At 59.5% G+C, this 21,239-nt stretch carries 29 protein-coding genes and 1 pseudogene; 18 read left to right on the forward strand and 12 right to left on the reverse strand.

Annotated elements, in window-relative coordinates; translation table 11 throughout:
* Window positions 1-30 precede the first annotated feature (30 nt).
* Window positions 31-366 carry a hypothetical protein gene (locus BUA05_RS14520; RefSeq protein ID WP_143150288.1) on the forward strand — a complete coding sequence of 112 codons (336 nt, stop codon included), beginning with the start codon at window positions 31-33 and terminating at the stop codon, window positions 364-366.
* A 306-nt stretch (window positions 367-672) separates the two neighbouring features.
* Here the strand turns inward: BUA05_RS14520 and BUA05_RS09575 are convergent, their stop codons facing one another.
* Complete coding sequence (locus tag BUA05_RS09575) at window positions 673-1,065, reverse strand: UrcA family protein (RefSeq protein ID WP_084662574.1); 393 nt, start codon at window positions 1,063-1,065, stop codon at window positions 673-675.
* 211 nt (window positions 1,066-1,276) lie between these two features.
* On the opposite strand from BUA05_RS09575, the gene guaA reads away from it, so the two are divergent.
* Complete coding sequence (gene guaA, locus BUA05_RS09580; protein ID WP_072674570.1) at window positions 1,277-2,878, forward strand: glutamine-hydrolyzing GMP synthase; 1,602 nt, start codon at window positions 1,277-1,279, stop codon at window positions 2,876-2,878.
* Window positions 2,879-3,028: 150 nt separating this feature from the next.
* A complete protein-coding gene (locus tag BUA05_RS09585) occupies window positions 3,029-3,400 on the forward strand; it encodes a hypothetical protein (RefSeq protein WP_143736633.1) in 372 nt (123 codons plus the stop codon).
* Here the strand turns inward: BUA05_RS09585 and BUA05_RS14525 are convergent.
* The 5 genes from BUA05_RS14525 to BUA05_RS15110 all read right to left on the reverse strand — a co-directional run bounded on the left by BUA05_RS14525 (window position 3,386) and on the right by BUA05_RS15110 (window position 5,936).
* The gene (locus tag BUA05_RS14525; protein ID WP_143150290.1) at window positions 3,386-3,919 is read right to left on the reverse strand and encodes a hypothetical protein; all 534 of its coding nucleotides are present in this window, start codon (window positions 3,917-3,919) and stop codon (window positions 3,386-3,388) included. The genes BUA05_RS09585 and BUA05_RS14525 overlap by 15 nt on opposite strands.
* A 127-nt stretch (window positions 3,920-4,046) precedes the next feature.
* Window positions 4,047-4,184, reverse strand: a complete 138-nt coding sequence (locus BUA05_RS14770; RefSeq protein ID WP_158093705.1) for a hypothetical protein — start codon at window positions 4,182-4,184, stop codon at window positions 4,047-4,049.
* A gap of 29 nt (window positions 4,185-4,213) precedes the next feature.
* On the reverse strand, window positions 4,214-4,762 hold the full coding sequence (locus BUA05_RS14530) for a hypothetical protein (RefSeq protein WP_143150291.1): 549 nt from the start codon (window positions 4,760-4,762) through the stop codon (window positions 4,214-4,216).
* A 108-nt stretch (window positions 4,763-4,870) separates the two neighbouring features.
* Window positions 4,871-5,431 carry a hypothetical protein gene (locus BUA05_RS14535; RefSeq protein WP_143150292.1) on the reverse strand — a complete coding sequence of 187 codons (561 nt, stop codon included), beginning with the start codon at window positions 5,429-5,431 and terminating at the stop codon, window positions 4,871-4,873.
* A 274-nt stretch (window positions 5,432-5,705) separates the two neighbouring features.
* Entirely contained in the window at window positions 5,706-5,936 is a 231-nt protein-coding gene (locus BUA05_RS15110; RefSeq protein WP_084662575.1) for a tyrosine-type recombinase/integrase, read from the reverse strand.
* Between the two features lie 104 nt (window positions 5,937-6,040).
* Between BUA05_RS15110 and BUA05_RS14370 the strand changes: the two genes are divergently transcribed.
* The 7 genes from BUA05_RS14370 to BUA05_RS09650 all read left to right on the forward strand — a co-directional run bounded on the left by BUA05_RS14370 (window position 6,041) and on the right by BUA05_RS09650 (window position 11,897).
* A protein-coding gene (locus tag BUA05_RS14370) for an IS630 family transposase (protein ID WP_143150293.1) occupies window positions 6,041-6,987 on the forward strand; the annotation gives its coding sequence in 2 pieces (ribosomal slippage) (window positions 6,041-6,392 and window positions 6,392-6,987; 948 coding nt in all).
* Window positions 6,988-7,100: 113 nt separating this feature from the next.
* Window positions 7,101-7,526, forward strand: a complete 426-nt coding sequence (locus tag BUA05_RS09625) for a DUF6641 family protein (protein WP_072674583.1) — start codon at window positions 7,101-7,103, stop codon at window positions 7,524-7,526.
* A gap of 465 nt (window positions 7,527-7,991) precedes the next feature.
* Complete coding sequence (locus BUA05_RS09630) at window positions 7,992-8,960, forward strand: sodium-dependent bicarbonate transport family permease (RefSeq protein WP_072674585.1); 969 nt, start codon at window positions 7,992-7,994, stop codon at window positions 8,958-8,960.
* Window positions 8,957-9,271 carry a P-II family nitrogen regulator gene (locus BUA05_RS09635; protein WP_072674587.1) on the forward strand — a complete coding sequence of 105 codons (315 nt, stop codon included), beginning with the start codon at window positions 8,957-8,959 and terminating at the stop codon, window positions 9,269-9,271. Before BUA05_RS09630 ends, BUA05_RS09635 begins: the two co-directional genes overlap by 4 nt.
* A gap of 107 nt (window positions 9,272-9,378) precedes the next feature.
* On the forward strand, window positions 9,379-10,041 hold the full coding sequence (locus BUA05_RS09640; protein ID WP_245790155.1) for a YceI family protein: 663 nt from the start codon (window positions 9,379-9,381) through the stop codon (window positions 10,039-10,041).
* A gap of 294 nt (window positions 10,042-10,335) precedes the next feature.
* The gene (locus tag BUA05_RS09645) at window positions 10,336-11,310 is read left to right on the forward strand and encodes an NAD(P)H-dependent flavin oxidoreductase (protein ID WP_072674589.1); all 975 of its coding nucleotides are present in this window, start codon (window positions 10,336-10,338) and stop codon (window positions 11,308-11,310) included.
* A gap of 182 nt (window positions 11,311-11,492) precedes the next feature.
* Complete coding sequence (locus BUA05_RS09650) at window positions 11,493-11,897, forward strand: hypothetical protein (protein ID WP_072674590.1); 405 nt, start codon at window positions 11,493-11,495, stop codon at window positions 11,895-11,897.
* 67 nt (window positions 11,898-11,964) lie between these two features.
* Here BUA05_RS09650 and BUA05_RS09655 read toward each other — a convergent pair whose 3' ends face one another.
* A complete protein-coding gene (locus BUA05_RS09655) occupies window positions 11,965-12,450 on the reverse strand; it encodes a hypothetical protein (protein WP_084662576.1) in 486 nt (161 codons plus the stop codon).
* A 91-nt stretch (window positions 12,451-12,541) separates the two neighbouring features.
* Window positions 12,542-12,802 carry a zinc-finger domain-containing protein gene (locus BUA05_RS09660; protein ID WP_072674592.1) on the reverse strand — a complete coding sequence of 87 codons (261 nt, stop codon included), beginning with the start codon at window positions 12,800-12,802 and terminating at the stop codon, window positions 12,542-12,544.
* A 71-nt stretch (window positions 12,803-12,873) separates the two neighbouring features.
* Between BUA05_RS09660 and BUA05_RS09665 the strand changes: the two genes are divergently transcribed.
* The 6 genes and pseudogenes from BUA05_RS09665 to BUA05_RS09685 all read left to right on the forward strand — a co-directional run.
* Window positions 12,874-13,842 carry an ABC transporter ATP-binding protein gene (locus tag BUA05_RS09665; protein ID WP_072674593.1) on the forward strand — a complete coding sequence of 323 codons (969 nt, stop codon included), beginning with the start codon at window positions 12,874-12,876 and terminating at the stop codon, window positions 13,840-13,842.
* 512 nt (window positions 13,843-14,354) lie between these two features.
* Window positions 14,355-16,367 carry a ribonucleoside-diphosphate reductase subunit alpha gene (locus BUA05_RS09670; protein WP_072674594.1) on the forward strand — a complete coding sequence of 671 codons (2,013 nt, stop codon included), beginning with the start codon at window positions 14,355-14,357 and terminating at the stop codon, window positions 16,365-16,367.
* Window positions 16,368-16,454: 87 nt separating this feature from the next.
* Complete coding sequence (locus tag BUA05_RS14545; protein WP_143150294.1) at window positions 16,455-16,640, forward strand: hypothetical protein; 186 nt, start codon at window positions 16,455-16,457, stop codon at window positions 16,638-16,640.
* Window positions 16,641-16,770: 130 nt separating this feature from the next.
* On the forward strand, window positions 16,771-17,817 hold the full coding sequence (locus tag BUA05_RS09675; RefSeq protein ID WP_072674596.1) for a ribonucleotide-diphosphate reductase subunit beta: 1,047 nt from the start codon (window positions 16,771-16,773) through the stop codon (window positions 17,815-17,817).
* A gap of 3 nt (window positions 17,818-17,820) precedes the next feature.
* A complete protein-coding gene (locus BUA05_RS09680) occupies window positions 17,821-18,123 on the forward strand; it encodes a hypothetical protein (protein ID WP_072674598.1) in 303 nt (100 codons plus the stop codon).
* A 15-nt stretch (window positions 18,124-18,138) separates the two neighbouring features.
* Window positions 18,139-18,720 (forward strand): annotated as a pseudogene (locus tag BUA05_RS09685) (DUF2806 domain-containing protein); the annotation flags it as partial.
* A gap of 224 nt (window positions 18,721-18,944) precedes the next feature.
* Here BUA05_RS09685 and BUA05_RS09690 read toward each other — a convergent pair.
* Window positions 18,945-19,325, reverse strand: coding sequence for an endonuclease domain-containing protein (locus tag BUA05_RS09690; protein WP_072674601.1), 381 nt, complete (start codon window positions 19,323-19,325; stop codon window positions 18,945-18,947).
* Window positions 19,326-19,609: 284 nt separating this feature from the next.
* Here BUA05_RS09690 and BUA05_RS09695 point away from each other — a divergent pair, with 284 nt between their 5' ends.
* On the forward strand, window positions 19,610-19,852 hold the full coding sequence (locus BUA05_RS09695; RefSeq protein WP_245790156.1) for a hypothetical protein: 243 nt from the start codon (window positions 19,610-19,612) through the stop codon (window positions 19,850-19,852).
* 30 nt (window positions 19,853-19,882) lie between these two features.
* Here BUA05_RS09695 and BUA05_RS14775 read toward each other — a convergent pair whose 3' ends face one another.
* Window positions 19,883-20,032: a hypothetical protein gene (locus BUA05_RS14775; RefSeq protein ID WP_178139171.1), complete on the reverse strand. Its 150-nt coding sequence runs from the start codon at window positions 20,030-20,032 to the stop codon at window positions 19,883-19,885.
* 55 nt (window positions 20,033-20,087) lie between these two features.
* Window positions 20,088-20,597, reverse strand: coding sequence for a thermonuclease family protein (locus BUA05_RS09700; protein WP_245790157.1), 510 nt, complete (start codon window positions 20,595-20,597; stop codon window positions 20,088-20,090).
* A 120-nt stretch (window positions 20,598-20,717) separates the two neighbouring features.
* On the opposite strand from BUA05_RS09700, the gene BUA05_RS09705 reads away from it, so the two are divergent.
* Window positions 20,718-20,975, forward strand: coding sequence for an HP1242/YdcH family protein (locus tag BUA05_RS09705; protein WP_072674603.1), 258 nt, complete (start codon window positions 20,718-20,720; stop codon window positions 20,973-20,975).
* A 56-nt stretch (window positions 20,976-21,031) separates the two neighbouring features.
* Here BUA05_RS09705 and BUA05_RS14780 read toward each other — a convergent pair whose 3' ends face one another.
* The gene (locus BUA05_RS14780) at window positions 21,032-21,190 is read right to left on the reverse strand and encodes a hypothetical protein (protein ID WP_158093706.1); all 159 of its coding nucleotides are present in this window, start codon (window positions 21,188-21,190) and stop codon (window positions 21,032-21,034) included.
* Between the last annotated feature and the right edge of the window lie 49 nt (window positions 21,191-21,239).

Below are 21,239 nucleotides of genomic sequence, written 5' to 3' on the forward strand. Positions count from 1 at the left end.
CTGCTGACGCGTGCTTACACGATAAACGTGTTGAACGCGGTGCCGCTCATGGCGACGGCGAGCAGCAAGGCAATCGCCTTTTCACTGATCATGCGCATGGATTATTTCCCTGTTCTGTTGTGGTTGAGTCGGCCCGGCGCGGCGAAGCGGAGAGGAATCGCAGTGCGGGCTTGCGCACTATATGGCATGGCGCTTGTCATTATCAAACTCGTCAGCGCACGAAAATATTTCATCACGGAAAGCGGAAATTGCAATCACTTGCGCCAGCGCCAGCGCGGCAGCACTGGCGCGGCTGGAGACGCGGCCACCAGTTTTAAGGGGGAGGAAAGGTGGCCGCGTCTCGCGCGCTGCGTGCCCGGCCAATAGTGGCAGAGCGCCCGGCGGGGGCGGGAGGGCCGGGGGGAGGCCGTCCGTACCGGGTCTGGCAGGCTGGCAGAAGCGCCGTCTTCGGCCTCGTTCTGCCTGGCGATGGCCCCAAAAGGGGGCAGCCAGGGTGGAGAGGAGCCCGGCGTGCATCGCTTGGATGGCTAATTGATGTTCGATGGCATCGAATTCAAATGCGAAAATACCAAATTTTATTGCACAAAATGCAACATTTGTCAGGCTCCATGAATGCAAGTGGCCGCCGGATTTCTCCGGCGGCCGCCTGTTGGCTTAACGGCCTGATTCGGATCAGTTGGCCGCGATGGCCCGCCCGCGGCGCGCTTCGTAGGCCGCCACGCGCTCGACCTCGGCGAGGGCGGCGGTGCGGGCTTCGGTGATGCAGCTTTCGTCACGCACTGCGCGGCCATTGGAAAAGCGCCCGATGCCCTGGACAGTGCACACTTGGCGAAGCTTGGCATCGATGCGCGCTTCAAGAGCGGCGCGCCCCTCGGCGCTCGTCAGATCAATATCACCATAGGCGATGCGCACCAGAACGGTTTGCTCTGCAGCCTGCGGCGCCGCGATGGCGGGGGCGGTGATAGCGGCGACAGCAGAAAGGGCGATCAGGGGAAGAGTGAAACGCATGGTTGATACTCCGGGAATTGAGAGGATGTCACACAGAATGATGTCGCTGGCCGACATTCGGTTGCTGTTTGAAACTATTGTGCGGCGCACAAGAGATTTGTGCAAATGCGAAATGTGCGATGATGGTTTCAAAGAATGCAACACTTGGGGTGCAGAACTTTGGGAACCAATTGGAATAAAGCCTAAAAATATCTGCTGCACCGCAAAATAAGACTGTCAGGGCGCTGCGGTGCTGGACAGCGCAGGGCGCGCTTCGTAATCCGCGCTCATGAGCGCGCACCCAACCAGCCCCGAGACCGGCGATTCCGCTGTCCCCGAAACTGTCCTGATTGTCGATTTCGGATCGCAAGTGACCCAATTGATCGCGCGCCGCGTGCGCGAAGCCGGGGTCTATTCCGAAATCGCCCCCTTCACCCAGGCCGAGGCGGCATTCGCCCGCCTGAAGCCGAAGGGCATCATCCTGTCGGGATCACCCGCCAGTGTTCCTGAAGATGGCAGCCCGCGCGCGCCGCAAATGCTGTTCGAGGCGGGCGTGCCGATCCTTGGAATCTGTTACGGACAGCAGGTGATGACCCACCAGCTCGGCGGCGAGGTGCGGCCCGGCCACGAGACCGGAGAAGGCGGCGAATTTGGCCGCGCGTTCCTGACCGTGACCGCCGATTGCGCGCTGTTCGACGGGCTGTGGGACGTCGGCGAACGGCATCAGGTGTGGATGAGCCATGGCGACAAGGTGACGCAGTTTGCCGAAGGATTTGATATCGTTGCCACCAGCGATGGCGCGCCCTTCGCGGTGATCGCGGACGAGGCGCGCAGGTTCTACGGCACCCAGTTCCACCCCGAAGTTGTGCATACGCCCGATGGCGGCAAGCTGCTCGCTAATTTCGTGCGCCATGTCTGCGGGATGGCGGGCGACTGGACCATGGCCGAATTCCGCAAGACCAAGATCGAGGAAATCCGCGCACAGGTGGGCGGTGGCAGGGTGATCTGCGGCCTATCCGGCGGGGTCGATTCGGCGGTTGCGGCGGTGCTGATCCATGAAGCGATCGGCGACCAGCTGACCTGCGTCTTTGTCGATCACGGCCTGATGCGGATGGGCGAGGCCGAGCAGGTCGTCAGCCTGTTCAAGAACCACTACAACATCCCGCTGGTCCACGTGGAGGCCGAAGAGCTGTTCCTCGGCGGACTCGCAGGCCTCACCGATCCCGAGGCCAAGCGCAAGTTCATCGGCAAGACCTTCATCGACGTGTTCGAGGCCGAGGCGAAGAAGATCGGCGGGGCCGCGTTCCTCGCCCAAGGCACGCTCTATCCCGACGTGATCGAAAGCGTCAGCTTCACCGGCGGGCCTTCGGTGACGATCAAGAGCCACCACAATGTCGGCGGATTGCCCGAACGCATGAACATGGCCCTGGTCGAGCCCCTGCGCGAATTGTTCAAGGACGAGGTGCGCGATCTGGGCCGCGAATTGGGCCTGCCCGATGCCTTTGTCGGGCGGCATCCGTTCCCCGGCCCGGGCCTTGCGATCCGCATCCCCGGCGAAGTGACCAAGGAGCGCTGCGATATCCTGCGCAAGGCCGATAGCATCTATCTGGAGGAAATCCGCAATGCGGGCCTTTATGATGCGATCTGGCAGGCCTTTGCGGTGCTGCTGCCGGTGAAAACCGTGGGCGTGATGGGCGACAGCCGCACTTACGATTCGGTCTGCGCCCTGCGCGCCGTCACCTCGACCGACGGGATGACCGCCGATGTCTTCCCCTATGACGCCGGGTTCCTGACCCGCGTCGCCACCCGCATCGTCAACGAGGTGAAGGGCATCAACCGCGTGGTCTATGATTACACCAGCAAGCCACCAGGAACGATCGAGTGGGAATAGAGAAATATAACTAAGTAACTGATATTAATGCAATATAAAGTTTCGCATAACTTTCATGTGCAATGAAAAATCGTTGCCCTTCAGTGCCTCGCCACACAAACTTTCATAAAACGGATACTACCGCGAATCGTAGGGTATGTTGGTTGAAAGGTGCAGCTTGGTGAGGTGCTGATGGTCTCAAAGAAGAAACGCTTTAGTGACGATGAGATCCCTGTCTTCAACGACGGATGCATCTACAAGCGTGGGGACTACTGGCACTTTCGTCTCTGGCTGAGAGATGAAAACAAATATGCTCGCAAAAGCTTGGGAACGACGAATCGCGCAAAGGCGATTGAGCGCGGGGAAGCGTTCTATCTTGAGCTTCGCGCTAATCAGCAGATTGGCAAAAAGTACTTCTCACTGACAGCGAAGGAAGGGGTTCTCAAAAAATCATTCCTCCAGCCAGCTTTCACTGCAACACTGTTTTTCCAAGAAAGAAAAAATTCGGCTTTAAAAGTAAATTGCTTTTTAGTCGTCATCTGACGATTCATCATCGTCCGAATTATCTGAGGATTCATTGTCGCTATCTGAATTATCTGAAGATTCATCGTCTTGGAATTGATCGCTAGCGCTCGCCTCTTTCAGAGAATTGTTAGAGCTATTGTCATCTTTCACTTCCTCGTTCAAATTGATAGATGTGTTCTGAGTTTCAGCCTTCATGACGTCGGCCGCCACCTCTAAGGTAGACTTAAACATCGCCTGCCAAGCGTCAGGCGACGCGTTGGTGGACATAGCTGTCTCGCAGGTGCGGAAGAATATTTCACGCACAAACAGAAGCGCAGGGGTTCTGCCAATCATTTCGGTATCAGCGGAGCCTTCACTATCGGACTCACCTTCGCTCCCAGCACTCACGAGGCTAAGATCTAAAGATAGCGCTGCATTTTGAGAATATGCCGCATCAGGCGCACTCTGGAAACAAAATCGCGCCCCCTCTGGCCCATGCTGTACCAACCCGATACCGACCGAAGCATCTCGCGCTATGATTTGCGTACGAGACTTCACATCGCGAGCTTTGTAATAGGGGCTTGCGCAAGAGCTTACCAAAATTCCAGCAAATATTGGTGAAATAATTAATAATCTTCTCATAGCTAATCCACTTATAAATTTAAAAGAAATTATGGTAATTTATTCAACCATATTTTTCTTTTGGCAATGCAGTGTAATATTCAAGGTCTGGCTTGCAAAATAGTTTGATATTGAAATTGCACTGTGCAGGCGCTTGAATTTTTTTATTACCATACAAAATAAAAAGCACCTGCATTTTCATGCGAGAACTGCTTTGGCTATTCAAATTCTTTAGTCATCCTGCAGGCACAGTGCAGTCATAGTTTTCTTTCCATCTCCCAAATCGTAGAAAAGCACCAATCCATCATAGACTTTTTTATTTGCGTTGCCTCTAAACAATGTGACCCACGTGCCATCATTTTTTTCTGATATCTTAAATCCGTCGACATTTATCTCCGTAGTGTCATCGATATCATTTTCATTGAAACCGCCACCCGACCACAAAATTTTTCCGTCAGTTTTATCATATGCTTCGTGGAATTTCTGTTTGTTCCGAGAGCGAAACTTGATGCTCATATCTTCATCGTCTTGGACTGCATTACTGTCATTGACATAAACTTTAAGATAGGATTTTTGAACGCTTACACTCTTGCCAGTCGTCGTAAAACGATCGTTGCTTTCACAATTGAGATTGAAGCCGCTTGTAGGGTTGCCTGCTGCGATTTGAGACTCGACGGGAGCGTAGCAGCCGCACTTCAGCTCCGTAGCTGATGCTGACGTTGATATCGAGGAAATACTAATTACTGTGAATATTGCAGGTATCATAAGAAATTTTGACATTTAATTATCCTGAAAATTCAAATGATATTTTTCTCGTCATATTCAGTATTTGAATAGATTGTGGCCCCTGTGCTTTAACACAGGAGCCACTTGAATTATTTGAAGTCTTTAATGATCCTGCAGGCACAGTGCAGTCATGGTTTTCTTTCCATCGCCAAGATCATTAAACAGGACTACGCCAACGTAGTCTGTACCAGTTGTCTCGCCCTTGAAAGCGGCGGTCCATGTACCGTCCTTACCTTCAATTTTAAATCCGCTCACTTTTTGATCATTATTGTCATTTTTAGCGCCAGCCCATAGCAGGTCTTTGGTATTGCCATCATATGCTGCGATGAAATCTTTTTTGTTCCGAGAGCGGAAGGTAATGTCCATATCGTTATCGCCCTGGACCGCTCCGCTTGCGTCAACATACACTTTCATATCGGACTTTTGTACGCTTACAGCCGTGCCAGTTGTAGTGAACCGATCGTTGCTTTCGCAATTGAGATTGTAGCCGTTTGAAGGGTTGCCTGCTGCGATTTTGGATTCGACGGGAGCATAGCATCCGCACTTCAGATCTGTTGCCGAAGAGGCTGCAGAAGATGCTGGAGCAGGAGTCGCGAGCGAAGCAATCGCTGCAAACACGGCGACCGCAGCGCAGGCCGTGGATGAAATTACAATCTTATTCATAATTAGAAATCCCCAAAACTCTGAAATTAAAGAGAACTTGTAAATTTTACGTGATAGTACGCATAAAGCATGGGGGTGTTTGACAAGTAGAAATACTAAATTAATTAAAATTTCCCCATCCACGCTTCAGTAGATAGGTTGTGCCTGTGTAACAATAGTTGAGGAATTTAAATTCCCACTGCCAACTGAGTAGCCCCTTTTCAATAGGAGGCCTCATTATCAAAACTGGCTGGCTTCATGTGTTAAAACTCTGGTTTTCATCTATATTTGCCCATCAGATCGTGTTCACCGCATTCGCCAGCTGATCATCCGTCACATCGCAGTAGAGTGCTGTTGTCTGAATGTTCGCATGACCCAGCGCATTCTGAATCGCCCCCATTCCGATGCCCGCTGCATTCAATCGTGATGCGAACGTCCTGCGACCTGAATGGCTGCTCGTTTTGATGCCAGCTTGTGCGTAGATCGCTTTGAAGCGTAACCCGACATGACAGGTCCGACACCGAATGAGCCTACTTTAGAGCGTTTTCCCCACGTTCTGGCTCGGCGGGGATTCCCTTGCGGGCGCGGTTCTGATTCAAGCTCCTTGCTGGAGGCAGGAGGCCAGCATGGATGGCACGGACGCTTTCACAGGACCTGCGGGGCAGGGTTGTCGCTGCGATCGACGGCGGCATGAGTTGCCGAGCAGCTGCCGCCCATTTCGATGTCAGCATTTCGAGCGCTATTCGCTGGAGGCGCCTTGCGCTTCAGCATGGCAGGGCGGTTGCCAAGCCTCGCGGTGGTGACCGGCACTCGGGCAGGATCGAGGCGCACGGGAGCTTCATCAAGGAGCTGCTCGCCGAGCGGGGAGACATCACCTTGGCCGAGATCCAGGCGCGACTGACCGAGCGCGGTGTGCCGGTGGGCATTGGCACCGTGCATCGCTTCTTCGCGCGTCACGGTATCACGCGTAAAAAAAGATCGGGCACGCAATCGAGCAAGACCGGCCCGACGTCCTGAGGCAACGGCAGCGTTGGTTCGACGGCCAGCTCGATCTCGACCCCGAGCGCCTGGTCTTCATCGACGAGACATGGACCGCCACGAACATGACCCGCAGCCACGGGCGCTGCCCGAGGGGCGAGCGGCTGCGCATGGGCTTCCCGCACGGACGCCGCAAAACCACGACGCTGGTCGCCGGCCTGCGCATGACCGGCATGGTCGCGCCAATGGTCCTCGACGGCCCGATCAACGGCGACTGGTTCGAAGCCTACGTGACAGAGGTGCTGGTGCCCGAACTTCAACCCGGTGACATCGTCATCATGGACAACCTCTCGAGCCACAAACGGGCGGCCGTGCAGGAGAAGATCGAAGCGGCCGGCGCGACCCTGCGCTTCCTTCCGCCATACAGCCCCGACTTCAACCCGATCGAGAAGGCGTTCTCCCGCCTCAAGGCGATGCTACGCAAAGCGGGCGAGCGCACCGTGCGAGGGCTCTGGGACTTGATCGGCAGGCTCGTCGACATCTTCGAACCCGCCGAGTGCGCCAATTACTTCAGATCATGCGGATATGAACCGGAATGAACGGAAAACGCTCTAAACTTTAAAGTTTGAGTTTTTGCGCAGCCGGAAGAACGTAGGAATATCAGTCGTAAGGATGCAGAATCATATTCTCGGAAACATGGGAGAATGTGATTATGTCGGTCATTGCTTCGCTGAAGCTCATTGAGTTTAAGCCCCAGAATGCCAGCAGTGCCATCTTTGTGCATCGTCGCAAGCTCGCAGACAAAATCGCCCAGCAAATCAATCTTGCATCTGATCTTGTGTATACTCCCACCAAGATCGTCACTGTCACTGCCGAGAACGGAACTGCGCAGCGTCGTGAGGTCGCTAAGCGCATCAAACGTTGGTGGGTCACTAACGCTGACGGTTCAGTACAGCTTACCGTTCGTTACGGCAGCAAACCTATTGAATTTGCGAAGGGCAAGAATACGATTGAGCTTGCTTCAGGCTCGGAGATTTCATCTACGCTGACCGCGATCTCTGATGCCGTGATGAACGGAGAGCTTGATGCAGCGATTGCGGCATGCGCTTCGTTCGGTCGTAGGATAATGAAGGGATAGACTTGCTGTTGGGGCATGGCAAAATTGCGGTTATTTTACTGTGAATAGCATTTTGCTCCCTGTGTAAGATCTGAGAAGCAAGTTATTGAAAAATATGGATCACGACCGACATAGAGGCGCTCTTAATCTTTCACAAAACCTTCACATGCTCCATCAGAAACTCATAAAACATTAATTTAGATTATGAAATTTGCTACGTTTACGTTGAGTGGGAGTAATCCGCCCACCGCAGGTAAGTTATAGGTAAGAAAACCTGCTCTGGCCCAATCATGGATGCACAACTTCGCAAATTCCTTGATGCCAAATCTTCGTATATTAGGAAAATGGCAGGCCTTTTGATTTCATAATTATTTTGCAAATTGTCGAGGATCAGCTGGAACTGGTACGTTCGCTGACCGTCTAGAGGCGTGGCGTCTTGCGCGCTTTGCCTGACGGGTCGTGGGCCAACTTCCGGAATTTCTCGCCATGATTGCTGATTTCCTGCTGCAACCGGTTATCCTGTTCTTCCTGCTAGGGGCGATCGCCGCACTCGTGCGATCCGATCTGGCCGTTCCCGAAGCCGCAGCAAAGACCATTGCGCTTTATCTGATGATGTCGATCGGTCTGAGAGGCGGGATCGAGGTCGCCGAAACCGGGATGACGCCGGCCATGGCGCTGGCCGGTGGCTGCGGCGTCGCGCTGTCGCTGCTGCTGCCTTTGCCCGCCTTTGGGCTGCTCCGGCAGTTCGGGAAGCTTGATCAGGCCAATGCCGCGGCTGTCGCGGCGCATTACGGATCGGTCAGCGTGGTGACCTTTGCTGCCGGCAGCGAGGTGCTGAGGGCCGCGGGCATGGCGCCGGCTGGGTTCATGGTGGCGGTGCTGGCGCTGATGGAAACGCCCGCTATCCTCATCGGCCTGCTGCTGGCCCGCCGCACCGGCCCCGATAGCCTTGCCCCGCGCGGGGGGCTGTTGCACGAAACCCTGTTCAACGGATCGGTGGTGTTGCTAGTGGGCAGCTTCATGATCGGGGTGATTTCGGGCAAGTCCGGCTTTGCCCCGATTGCCCCGCTGTTCGATGCGCTGTTCAAGGGCATCCTGTGCCTGTTCCTGCTGGACATGGGACTGGTTGCCGCGCGGCGGCTGATGGATCGCCGCGCCTTGACCTGGCGCACGGTGTCGCTCGGCATTGTCCTGCCGGTGATCAATGGTTCGGTGGGTGTGATCCTCGGCCTTGCAGTCGGGCTGGACGCCGGATCGGCTGCGGCGCTGGGCATTCTTGCCGGCAGCGCCAGCTACATCGCCGTGCCCGCGGTGATGCGCCTTGCCCTGCCGCAGGCCGACCCGGGCCTCTATCTCGGCATGAGCCTTGCCGTGACCTTCCCGTTCAATATAATCGTCGGCATCGCCTATTACCGCTGGGTGTCCATGCAGCTTTATCCGGTGTTCGCATCATGACCGCAATGACCACGCTGCGCCGGATCGAAATCCTTGCCGACGAACCGCTGATCCCGGCGATCGAGCAACTGGCCGCGACTGCGGGCATCCGCAATTACACCTTGCTCCCGACCCTTGGCGGGGTGGGCCAGCACGGGCGCTGGCGCGATGATCAGGTGTCGGGGGCGACGGCCAAGATCATGCTGCTGGCAATCACCGGCGACGCAAAGGCGCAGCACCTGATCGACCTGCTCAGCCCCCTGCTTGAACCGCACGGCCTGCTGCTGCTGCTGAGCGATGTTGAGGTCGTTCGCGGGGCGCATTTCGAATAGCGGGCAGGCCGTCCGCGCGGTGAAGCGCGCGCAACCAAGCCTTGCGCTGCATCGGCCCCTTCCAGCGGCGCGACAAATGGCATAATGCTGGCGCTCGCCGTTACCGCATGAAAGGCCCTGTGATCGTGATGCCGAAGCTTCGTATACTAGCCTTTGCCGCCGTACTTGCCGCCGGCCTTGCCGCCTGCGCCGAACCTGCGGGTGATGCGCCAGCCGGTAACGGCGCGCAGGAATCCCCCGTGACCGAGGGCAACTGGACGCTCGACCCGGCAACCTCGCGGCTGGTCTATGTCAGCGTCAAGGCAGGCGAGATCGCCGAGAACAACGCCTTTGAAACCCTGTCCGGCACGATCACCGCCGATGGCACCGCCGAATTCAGCATTGATCTCGCCTCGGTCAGCACCGGGGTGGATATCCGCAACGAGAGGATGCGCGACATCTTCTTTCAGGTTGCCGATTTCCCCACGGCGGTGGTGACCACGAAGCTTGATCCGGCGGCGTTTGCGGGGCTGGCGGTGGGCCAGTCGCTCGCCCGCCCGCTGAAGGCGATCCTCTCGATCAAGGGCATGGACGCACCGATCGAGACCGAAGTGCTTGTCACCCGCGTTGCGGCTGACCGGGTCACCGTGGTGCCGACCGCGCCGGTGATCATCACCACCGACATGTTCGAACTGACCGACGAACTGGGCGAATTGCGCGCGCTGGCGCAGCTGCCGTCGATCACGCCGGCCGTGCCTGTGACCTTCACGCTCAGCTTCATCCGGTCATAAGCGCCCAAATTTCGCGCAATTTGCGCTGGATCAAGGTGGCGCGACCGCCGCCCGGGCATCAAGCCGAAGCCGGGCGGGCGGGAAGCGAATCGATCCCGTCGCCTTCCTGCCCCCCCCCCCCCCCCCCCCCCCCCCCCCCCCCCCCCCCCCCGGCCACCTTGCAAATCATGTTGCCGGGCTGACGCTACGGCGCGCTTGGCCTTGATGGGCCCTCTTCAAAAGCGGGCTTGAAAGGCCCGCGCAAACAGGCTTGTGTCCCGCGCAAATACAGCTTTGCACGGGAGACAACACGCCATGAAAACCGCCATCACCGAAATGTTCGGCATCCAGCACCCCATTATCCAGGGCGGGATGCATTATGTCGGGTTCGCCGAAATGGCCGCAGCGGTCTCCAATGCGGGCGGGCTGGGGATCATCACCGGGCTGACGCTGGGCACGCCTGAAAAGCTCGCCAATGAAATCGCGCGCTGCAAGGACATGACCGACAAGCCGTTTGGCGTGAACCTCACCATCCTGCCGACCCTGACCCCGCCCGATTATCCGGGGCTGGTCAAGGCCGTGATCGACGGCGGGGTAAAGGTGGTGGAGACCGCCGGGCGCAACCCGGTCGACCTGCTGCCGCCGCTGAAGGATGCGGGCATCAAGGTGATCCACAAATGCACCTCTGTGCGCCATTCCCTGAAGGCGCAGGATATCGGCTGCGACGCGGTGAGCGTCGACGGGTTCGAATGCGGCGGCCACCCGGGCGAAGACGACGTGCCCAACTTCATCCTGCTGCCGCGCGCGGCGGATGAACTGGACATCCCCTTCGTTTCCAGCGGCGGCATGGCCGATGGACGCAGTCTTGTCGCCAGCCTCGCGATGGGCGCGCAGGGGATGAACATGGGCACCCGTTTCATCGCGACCAAAGAAGCCCCGGTGCATGACAATGTGAAGCAGGCGATCATCGCCGCATCCGAACTCGACACGCGGCTGGTCATGCGTCCGCTGCGCAACACCGAACGCGTGCTCAACAACGCCGCGGTCGAACGCCTGCTGGTCAAGGAGCGGGAGCTGGGCGATGCCATCACCATCCAGGACATCCTGCCCGAAGTCGCCGGGGTCTATCCCAAGATCATGACCGAGGGCGCGATGGACGAAGGCGCGTGGAGCTGCGGCATGGTGGCGGGCCTCATCCACGACATCCCGACCTGCCAGGAACTGATCGACCGGATCATGCTGCAGGCCGAGGAGGTTATCGCCCGGATGCAGGTGATGGCGCGCGGCTGATCCAGCACGCCTCATATCCGCGTGGTGTCCTGAATCCGGGCATAGGTAACCGCCCCCATTCTCTCGCTGCGATGCTTGCGGCACGATGACTATATCGAGCCGTGCCTTTGCTGGAAAGGCACGGCGATTCGGTTCGCTGTCGACCCGCTGCGGAACGCCTTCCGGCAGTCGGGGAGGAGGAGATGATGGTGGTAATGCTTGATCCGGCGGCCCTTGGCGGGCTGGCCGGGCTGATTGCCCTGGCTGGCTGGTCGATCGGGCGGGTGCAGGGCCGCTGGCTGGCAGAGCCCGCGCCCGATGCCGCCACCGTTTGCGCAATCCCCGCAGAGCCGCAGCCGGGCCTGCCCGCGTGGGCCGAGATGCCTCTGCCCGCGGCAACTGCTGCTGCGCCTGCCCCGTGCCAGCACCCCGCGCGCGAAGAACGCCCCGCGCAGCTTGCCAGGGTGGTCTCGCTGACAGACCTGAATGACGAGGTGCGGGCGATCCGCAAGGATGCGTGCATTCTCCGGGACATTGCCCCCGGCGAGGCGCCGGACCTGCCTTGGCAAGGGCGCGGCGCGGACCCCTTGCCGCTATCACGGTGGTAACGGCCTGCCCGGTCGTTCCGCTGCAATCGCCGCGCCATGCAAGGAACGCGCGGCCTTAAACCCTGTATCAGCTCTTGGCGGATGGTTCTTCTTTGACCCGGGTGTAAGGCACGAAATCCTCGAAGAACACGGCGCCGGTAAAGAAGCCGAGGAACCGGTCGATCGTGGTGATCACGTCGAGCCGGCACAGTTGCCCCGCCTGAAACCGCTGGGTGACAAGCGTGTCTGAACTGTCGATATTTTCGGGGCTGCGAGTGCGCTGGACGTAGATCGTATGGCCCGAGCCAAAGACATAGGCGGTGTTGTCGATCGTCTGCACGTGCTGGTTGCGCTGGTTTCGGATGCAGCGGACCGGCTCTCCGGCCACGCGCCCTTCCAGCAGCTTGGCGAGCTGCTTTTCACCCTTCGTCCTGTCCCCGGCTTCTGGGCCAGATTCGGTGCCAGTTTCGATGTCCGGCTGATCCTCGTTCTGGGCCATGGCAGGCGTCATCACGACAGCGATAGCAGCCAGACTGGCCATCACGGGGCGGGGGAAGGGTGGCAGGCGCAACATTGGTACTCTCCGGCAAGAAATCCCGTCCTGATGCCACGCCGCGTCTTAACCGGCCCTGAGCAGCCGGGGTTGCGGCCGCGGGGGGAGGGGATCAGCTGCGCGCGGGGCTGGCGCCAGAGGATATATCGGGCAGGCTCGCTTGATCGGCGCCATCGGCCGGGCCGCCGCGCAGGACGAAGCGGCGGTCGCAATAACCGCAATCGACATAGCCATGCTCGTCGATTTCGAGATAGACGCGCGGGTGGCCCAGCGCGGCCGGGCGATAGCCCGCGCCGCCGCGGATGGCGCTGGCCCCGTCGCAGGCAACGCGCCGCGTATCGACCAGCAGGACTTCAGGGGGGGCAATGCTCATGACCTTGCCGATACAGCCACCGCTGGCGGAGCGCAATTGCCTTTGCCCCGCGCCTTGCCTAGGGCAGCGCCATGTCCGCCCAAAGCCCTTCTGAGCCCGCCATCCGCATCGACAATCTTGTCAAACGCTATGCCCCGGCCAAAGGCGCCAAGGGCACCATGACGCAAGGCAAGCTGGCGCTTGGCGGGGTCAGTTTCGATGTGCCGCAAGGATCGATCTTCGGCCTGCTCGGCCCCAATGGCGCGGGCAAATCGACGCTGATCAATATCCTTGCCGGATTGGTCAACAAGACCAGCGGCTCGGCGGAAATCTGGGGTTTCGACATTGATCGCCAGCGCCGCAATGCCAGCCGGTCGATCGGGATCGTGCCGCAGGAAATCGTGTTCGACCCGTTCTTCACCCCTTACGAGGTGCTGGAGAATCAGGCCGGGTTCTATGGCATCGCGGCCAGGCTGCGCCGCAGCGAGGAATTGCTGGAGGCGGTGCGCCTCAGCGACAAGCGCGATGCCTATGCCCGCACCCTGTCGGGCGGGATGAAGCGGCGGCTGCTGGTGGCGAAAGCGATGGTGCATTCGCCGCCGATCCTGGTGCTGGATGAACCGACGGCGGGCGTCGATGTCGATCTGCGCCGCCAGCTGTGGGAACTGGTGAGCGAATTGAACCGCGACGGCGTGACCGTGGTGCTGACCACCCATTACCTTGAAGAGGCCGAGGAATTGTGTGACCGGATCGCGATCATCAATCACGGCCAGCTGATCGCCAACAAGCCGACCCGCGAACTGGTCGACATGGCGCGCGAGAAAGTGGTCGAGGTGACGGTCGCCGATGCGCCAGCCGCCGCGCCCGCCCACGAGGCGTTCGTGCGGGTCGAATGGGACGGTGCGCGCGGGGTCGAGGTGACGTATGACAAGGACCGGATGAGCGCCGGGCAGGTGCTGGCAATCCTGCAGGAACAGGGCCTCACCATCGATGATGTGACCACCCGCGAGGCCGATCTGGAAGACGTGTTCGTGCAACTGACCGGCACCGGCACCGATTAGAGTGGTTTCCACCAGCCTGCGCTTCATGTCGGCGCTGCGCCGTCAAGCAACAATCATGCAGAGCGGTGTGCAAAAGATTCAGGGATTGATTCAGATGATTCAATCACCAAATTTTTCTTCACAGATTCAATTTGGGTCTTGCGCAGCGCGCGACTCAAGCTTGGTCCACGCGTCGCGGGCCTGTCACATGCCCCGCACCGGCCTGTCATGGTGATTTAAGGGTTAATCTCCCGTTGACGTGGAATCGTACCTGATTCAGTATCTAGTGGTTCGGTTCAAAGCGGACCCCCAAGCATTGGTGACTCCCCATCACAGCCCGCCAGGGCGACAGGGGGTGGAGTCGCTGTCGGAACGGGGGCCTTGCCGCGAGCCGGGAGGCGAAAGGTAGGCCCGCCTGTGGAGCCCCTTGGGGACATCCTGTTGGCGGATCTGTGGATCGTCCTGTATAGAACAGAATCGGAACATGGCGCTTGTGCCGGGTTGCGATTCGGGGGACACAAGTGGGGCAAGCGATGGAATTCAAGGCGAGCGATGGCGTGGCAGGCGAAGTGCTGAGCGATGGTGAAATGGGCGCGGTGGCGCCGACGAAGGATGAAAAGGCCGTGACCATGAAGACAACCGATGCCGGTTCGCAGGAACTCATCGCGGCCAAGGCGGGCGAAGCCTTGGCTGGGGCGATGGCTGGCGCAATGGCCGAAGCTGCGCGCCCGGACAGCAAGAAGGTCAATGATCGCCGTTTCACGATTCAGACCGATCCGGTGCGCGATGCCAACCTCACCGCCTTCGGCAAGGAAACCCTGACCGATCGCTATCTGCTGCCCGGCGAATCCTATCAGGATCTGTTTGCCCGCGTGGCCGATGCCTATGCCGATGATCAGGCCCACGCCCAGCGGTTGTATGACTACATCTCGAACCTTTGGTTCATGCCCGCCACCCCGGTGCTGTCGAACGGCGGCACCAATCGCGGCCTGCCGATTTCGTGCTACCTCAATTCGGTGTCCGACAGCCTCGAAGGCATCGTCGGCACGTGGAATGAAAACGTGTGGCTGGCCAGCAAGGGCGGCGGGATCGGCACCTATTGGGGCAATGTCCGCGGGATTGGCGAGCCGGTTGGCCTGAATGGCAAGACCAGCGGGATCATTCCCTTCGTGCGGGTGATGGACAGCCTGACGCTGGCGATTTCGCAAGGGTCGCTGCGGCGCGGTTCGGCGGCGTGCTATCTCGATGTCAGCCACCCGGAAATCGAGGAGTTCCTCGAAATCCGCAAGCCTTCGGGCGACTTCAACCGCAAGGCGTTGAACCTGCACCACGGCGTGCTGCTGACCGATGAATTCATGGAAGCGGTGCGTGACGGGGCCGAGTTTGATCTCAAATCGCCCAAGACCGGCGAAACCCGCGCCACGGTCGATGCGCGCTCGCTGTTCCAGAAGCTGGTCGAAACGCGGCTGGCCACGGGCGAACCCTACATCGTGTTCTCCGACACGGTGAACCGCATGATGCCCAAGCATCACCGCGATCTGGGGCTGAAGGTTTCGACCTCGAACTTGTGCAGCGAAATCACCCTGCCGACCGGGATCGACCACCTGGGCAATGATCGCACGGCGGTGTGCTGTCTTTCGTCGCTCAACCTCGAAACGTGGGAGGAATGGAACGGCGACAAGCGGTTCATCGAAGACGTGATGCGCTTCCTCGACAACGTGCTGCAGGACTATATCGACCGCGCGCCGGACGAGATGGAGCGGGCCAAGTATTCGGCCAGCCGTGAACGTTCGGTCGGGCTCGGCGTGATGGGCTTCCATTCGTACCTGCAGATGAAGAACATCGCGATGGAAAGCGCGATGGCCAAGGCCGTCAACATGAAGATGTTCAAGCACATCCACGCCAAGGCCTCCGAAGCCTCGATGCTGCTGGCGCAGGAACGCGGGCCCTGCCCCGATGCTGCCGACATGGGCGCGATGGAGCGCTTCAGCTGCAAGATGGCGATCGCGCCGACCGCGTCGATCAGCATCATCTGCGGCGGGACATCGGCCTGCATTGAACCGATCCCGGCCAATATCTACACCCACAAGACCCTGTCGGGCAGCTTCATCGTCAAGAACCCCTATCTGGAAAGGCTGCTGGATAAAAAGTCCAAGAATTCCAACAATATCTGGAATTCGATCCTCGAACGCGGCGGGTCGGTGCAGCACCTCGATTTCCTGACGCCGGAGGAAAAGGCGACCTTCAAGACCAGCTTCGAGATCGACCAGCGCTGGCTGCTTGAATTCGCCGCTGACCGCACACCCTACATCGATCAGGCCCAGTCGCTGAACCTGTTCATCCCGGCCGATGTCGACAAGTGGGATCTGATGATGCTGCACTTCCAGGCGTGGGAGAAGGGCATCAAGTCGCTCTATTACCTCCGTTCGAAATCGGTGCAGCGGGCCGGGTTCGTCGGTGGGGTGGAGGCGGACAACACCTCCGCACTCGCCAAGATCGAACTCAGCGCCGAGACCGATTACGAGGAATGCCTGAGCTGCCAGTAAGCCGAGGCTTGCAGGCGGCTGGGCAGGCGCTCAGCATGCTCCGGCCGCCGCCCGCGCCGTGATACGACACACAAGGGAAGAATGGTCATGACTTTGCCCATCGGAATGGCGATTATCGGCCTCGTCATCTGCGCCGTGTTCGCCTTCACCGCGATCCGTGAACTGCGGCGCGACCAGCCCGGCCATGCCCGCAATGCGGCGATGATCCACATCGCGATGGTATCGATGTTCGTGCCTTTCTGCATCTACGTGCTGATCGCCTGGGCACCCTAGCAATCTCGCGGCCGCGGCATGATCCGTTCGCGGCCCTGCACCGTAACTGTAACCGTAACCGTAACCGTAACCGTAACCGTAACCGTAACCGCCTATATTTCATCTCTAAACGTCCACAGGGAGTAACCCGATGTCGCTGCTCGAAGCCCGCTCCACCTACAAGCCGTTCCAGTACCCCTGGGCCTATGATTTCTGGAAGCGCCAGCAGCAGATCCACTGGATGCCCGAAGAGGTGCCCTTGGGCGAAGATTGCCGCGACTGGGCGCAGAAGATCACCGAGAACGAGCGCAACCTGCTCACCCAGATCTTCCGTTTCTTCACCCAGGCCGATGTCGAGGTGCAGAACTGCTATCACGAAAACTACGGCCGGGTGTTCAAGCCGACCGAGGTGAAGATGATGCTCGCCGCCTTTTCCAACATGGAAACGGTGCACATCGCGGCGTACTCGCACCTGCTCGACACCATCGGCATGCCCGAAAGCGAATATTCCGCCTTCCTCGAATATGAGGAAATGAAGGACAAGCACGATTTCCTCCAGACCTTCGGCGTCGACAGCGACGAGGATATCGCCCGCACGCTCGCCGTGTTCGGCGGGTTCACCGAAGGGCTGCAGCTGTTCGCATCCTTCGCCATGCTGATGAACTTCCCGCGCTTCAACAAGATGAAGGGCATGGGCCAGATCGTCAGCTGGTCGGTGCGCGATGAAAGCCTGCATTGCGAAGGCATCATCAAACTGTTCCACACCTTCTGCGAAGAACGCCAGTGCCTGACCAAGGCGGTGAAGGAAGACCTGATCGACATCTGCCAGAAGACCGTGCGGCTGGAAGACAACTTCATCGACCTCGCGTTTGAAATGGGCCCGATCAACGGCATGAGCGCCAAGGAGATCAAGCGCTACATCCGCTACATCGCCGATTGGCGGCTGAAGCAGCTGGGTCTGCAGGAAATCTACATGATCGAAGACCACCCCCTGCCGTGGCTCGCGCCGCTGCTGAACGGGGTCGAGCATGCGAACTTCTTCGAAACCCGCGCGACCGAATATTCGAAGGGCGCAACGCGGGGTGATTGGAACACCGTGTGGTCGTCGTTCGATAACCGCCAGAAGGCGAAGGCTGTGAACGAGGATGGCGTTGAGGAGGCTGAGGCTGGGCTGTTTGGGGTTGAGGCTGCGGAGTGATGTATGACGGGGAGCGGCGTCAGCCTACTCGGTGATCTAGGTAAACCCGCTGAGGCGCTGATAAACCGGATATCAGATGCCATCGGCGGGATTGCAAAGCCGTGGCAGATTAAGCGTATTGCGAAAGCCGAAGCGGAAGCCGAGGTTCAATCGACGATCATAAGAGCTGAGGGTCAGCAGAAGCTATCAGAGCTACAAGAGAGGGCGCTTATCCGCCTCGTCCATGAAGAGGCGAGGAAACAAGAAAACATTGAATCGATATCATACAAAGCGATCCCTCACCTGGCCGAAGACTCCTCTCCTTAGCGTTTAGATCAAGATTGGATCGCAAGCTTCTTTGACCAAGCCCGCAATGTTTCGAATGAAGAAGTCCAAGAAATCTGGGCTAGGCTACTCGCTGCCGAAGCCAGCGAAAAGAATACTGTTCCTATCTCGACTCTATCAATATTGAAAAATTTAGGGGTGTCCGAAGCTAAGAGCTTTGAAGCGCTACTGCGTCTTGCAATAGATATAGGTAACCTGCCATTTCCCATCGTAAAAGATGCGCGGGATGAACTCGTTGAGCGGAAAGGTTTAAATTTTGACCAGATCGCCTACCTTGAAGACTTGGGGCTTCTGAGTTTTAATTCAATATCCGGTTTCAGTGTGGAGTTTCAAACTGAATTCCTAGACCTTACGCTCTTAGGTAAGCCAATGCGAATAAAGGCTCCGGGAGGTCGATTGTCGATAGGTAAAGTGCGATTGACCTTCGCTGGAAGGCAAATCGCGAAATGTCTGCCTAGAGAGCCGGACGAGATGCTCGATGCATACATTAGAGATTATTGGGAGCAGAGCGGCATCACAATTTCAGCTTTGCCCGATCCAGCCTTTAACATAACCGTAAAGGTCGAGCAGAAAGAGTAAGCCCGTTCAATTTGGGTGTGAAACAGCGCGGTGCTTTCGGCTCGTGGGACATTCCTCGAACCTCGGCGCAGGCCCAACCCGCTGCGACTAGGCGGCACAGCCGCCAAGTCTCGCGCCCTTCCCGCACGCGGTAAGGGTCGTCAGAGAGAGCCGATTCCTCGCGCCTGCCGCCGGTAATCCCCCTCCCGCTTGCCCCCGGATCAAGTCCGGGGCAGGTATCGGGGTTAGGGGTGGGCACTTCCCCTTGCCTTCAACCCGCGCAGCCGCTCGACCTCCTGGCCAATCGCCGTCACCACCCCCTCCACATTCCCGTGCACATCACCATTGGCGAACCGCAGCACGGTGAAGCCATGCGCGGCCATCCACGCGTCGCGCCGCGCATCACGCTCGGGCGCGACATCGTGGCTGTGGCCGTCCAGCTCCACCACCAGCGCCAATTCGCGGCACAGGAAGTCGGCAAACCACGGCCCGACCGGCATCTGGCGGCTGAACTTCACGCCTGTCCGGCTGCGGGCGAGATGCACCCAAAGCGCCCGCTCCGCCGGGGTAGCCTCCCGCCGCAGTGCTTGCGCGCGGGCGGTATCGCGGGGTTTCCAGTCAGGCATTTCAGTGAGGTAGTTGTGGCAATCTGAACGCGCAAGAGCTTCCCACCCCTAACCCCTCCCGCAAGCGGGAGGGGGACTGTGTCTCGCGATCTTCCCCCCTCCCGCTTGCGGGAGGGGTCGGGGGTGGGCCTGTCTCAGAACCCTAACGCCACGCTCGTTTCGCCCCGCCCTATTCCTCCGCCAGCTCCTCTCGCCGGTTTGCAGCTGGGTGCCCCCGCCTTTGCCCCCGCGCGCCGACATGTTATCCTTCCGCAGACCACCCTTGCGACCATGGAGGACAAGCCGTGAACACCCCCGCCCGCATCCCCGCCCGCATCTCCGCTCTCCCCGCCGCCGCTGCCGCCGCGCTGCTCGCGCTCGCCGCCTGCGCTCCTGAAGCCGAGGAGAAAACCTACGAGGTCGGGGTCGAGGATGTCGGCGGGGGCGAATTGCAGGTCGCCGATCCCGAGGCTGAAGGCGTGCCGGTCGACCTGCCCGAGACCCCGATGGTCAACGTCCCCGCCGAACAGGCCGAGCCTGCCGACTGACCGGCCGCGCGCCCGCAACACGGCGCTTTCCTACAGTCCCCACGCCGGGTTAGCCTGCGCGCCGCCATGCCGCCGCTCTGCCCCCTCGCCTGCCGAACCGTCCTGTGCGCCCTGCCTCGGCGCGGGCAGGGCCGTGCGTGCGCCGGGCGGCAGGTTTTTGGTCTCTGGACAGTGTCTCATGTGTCTCCAACAGGGCGAAAGCTGAACGAAACCGCCCCGCTGCCCCGCAGAGGGTCTAGCACCAGCGCCGTTTCGGCCCGCCCCAGCGTGCGGCCAGCCCTTCGCGCACCAGCACGCTGCCAAGGCTTCGCCCGTCGCGGGTGATCACCTTGAGCTCGCGGCCAAAACGGTCCTGGGTGCGGCCATTGGCGAGCGGTTCGAGCGAAAAGGGGCCCGCGTTGAGCAATTCGCGCATCCGTGCCGTCGCGCGCCGGCCCAGCGCCGCCTCTCGCGGGCAACGGGGCCGGCCCACTTCGGGGGTGTCGATATCGGCAATGCGGATCTTGGTCCCGCGGTACCAGATCGTGTCGCCATCGACCACGCAGGTGACGCGCTTGCCGCGGTCGCAGATCGGGAACAGCACGCGCTCACGGTCGCGGGTGGTTTGGGCGGCGGCAGGCTCACCCCCCGCACCCGGTACCAGCGCGCACAGGGCGGCGACCAGCAGCAGGCCAGGCGGCCCCTTGTGCCAAAGCGCGCGGACAGCGGCACGGGGGCCGCGATGATCTGATGCCGTCTTGCCCACGATGCAGTTTCGACAATCGCAATCGCCACGCCAATCCGAAGGTTCCCCCAATTTGACCCAGCGCAAATACCTACCCGACCCCCGCGCCTAGATCAGGTTCACACTGCAAGGGAGACCATCATGTCCGCACACACCCCGCACGAACTCCACGACGCCTTCCCCGATCACGCCGAGGCGTTGCACCGGCTCAAGCTTGGCAATGCGCATTTTGTGAGACTCGCCGGGCGGCATCACGAGGTGAATCGCGAAATCCACCGGATCGAGAGCGAGGTCGAAGCGGCGAGTGATGAGAGGCTGGAGGCGCTGAAACGGGAGCGGCTGAACCTGCTCGACGAGATCGCGGCGATGCTCGATCAGGAGCCTGAGGGTGCGGCCTGATACAGCTTGTGCGGGCGGCGCATGAGGTGATGCGCCGTCCGCTACCCTTCGCGCCGTCAGTTGCGCGGCGTCGTGCGCCTGTCCCCGCCCGAGCGGCGATCGCCCTTGCGGCGATCTGGCCCGTCATAGAGTTGCTGCGATTGCCTGCGGTCGCCCTTGCGGCGTCCATCGGCGGGGTCCTTGCCGTCTGGCTCACCCTTGATCTGGTCTGCCATAGTCACCTCACTATCGGCAAAGCCTAACACCAAGCCGCTGAAAAATCTA

This window comes from Erythrobacter sanguineus, assembly GCF_900143235.1.
Lineage (GTDB): Bacteria > Pseudomonadota > Alphaproteobacteria > Sphingomonadales > Sphingomonadaceae > Erythrobacter > Erythrobacter sanguineus.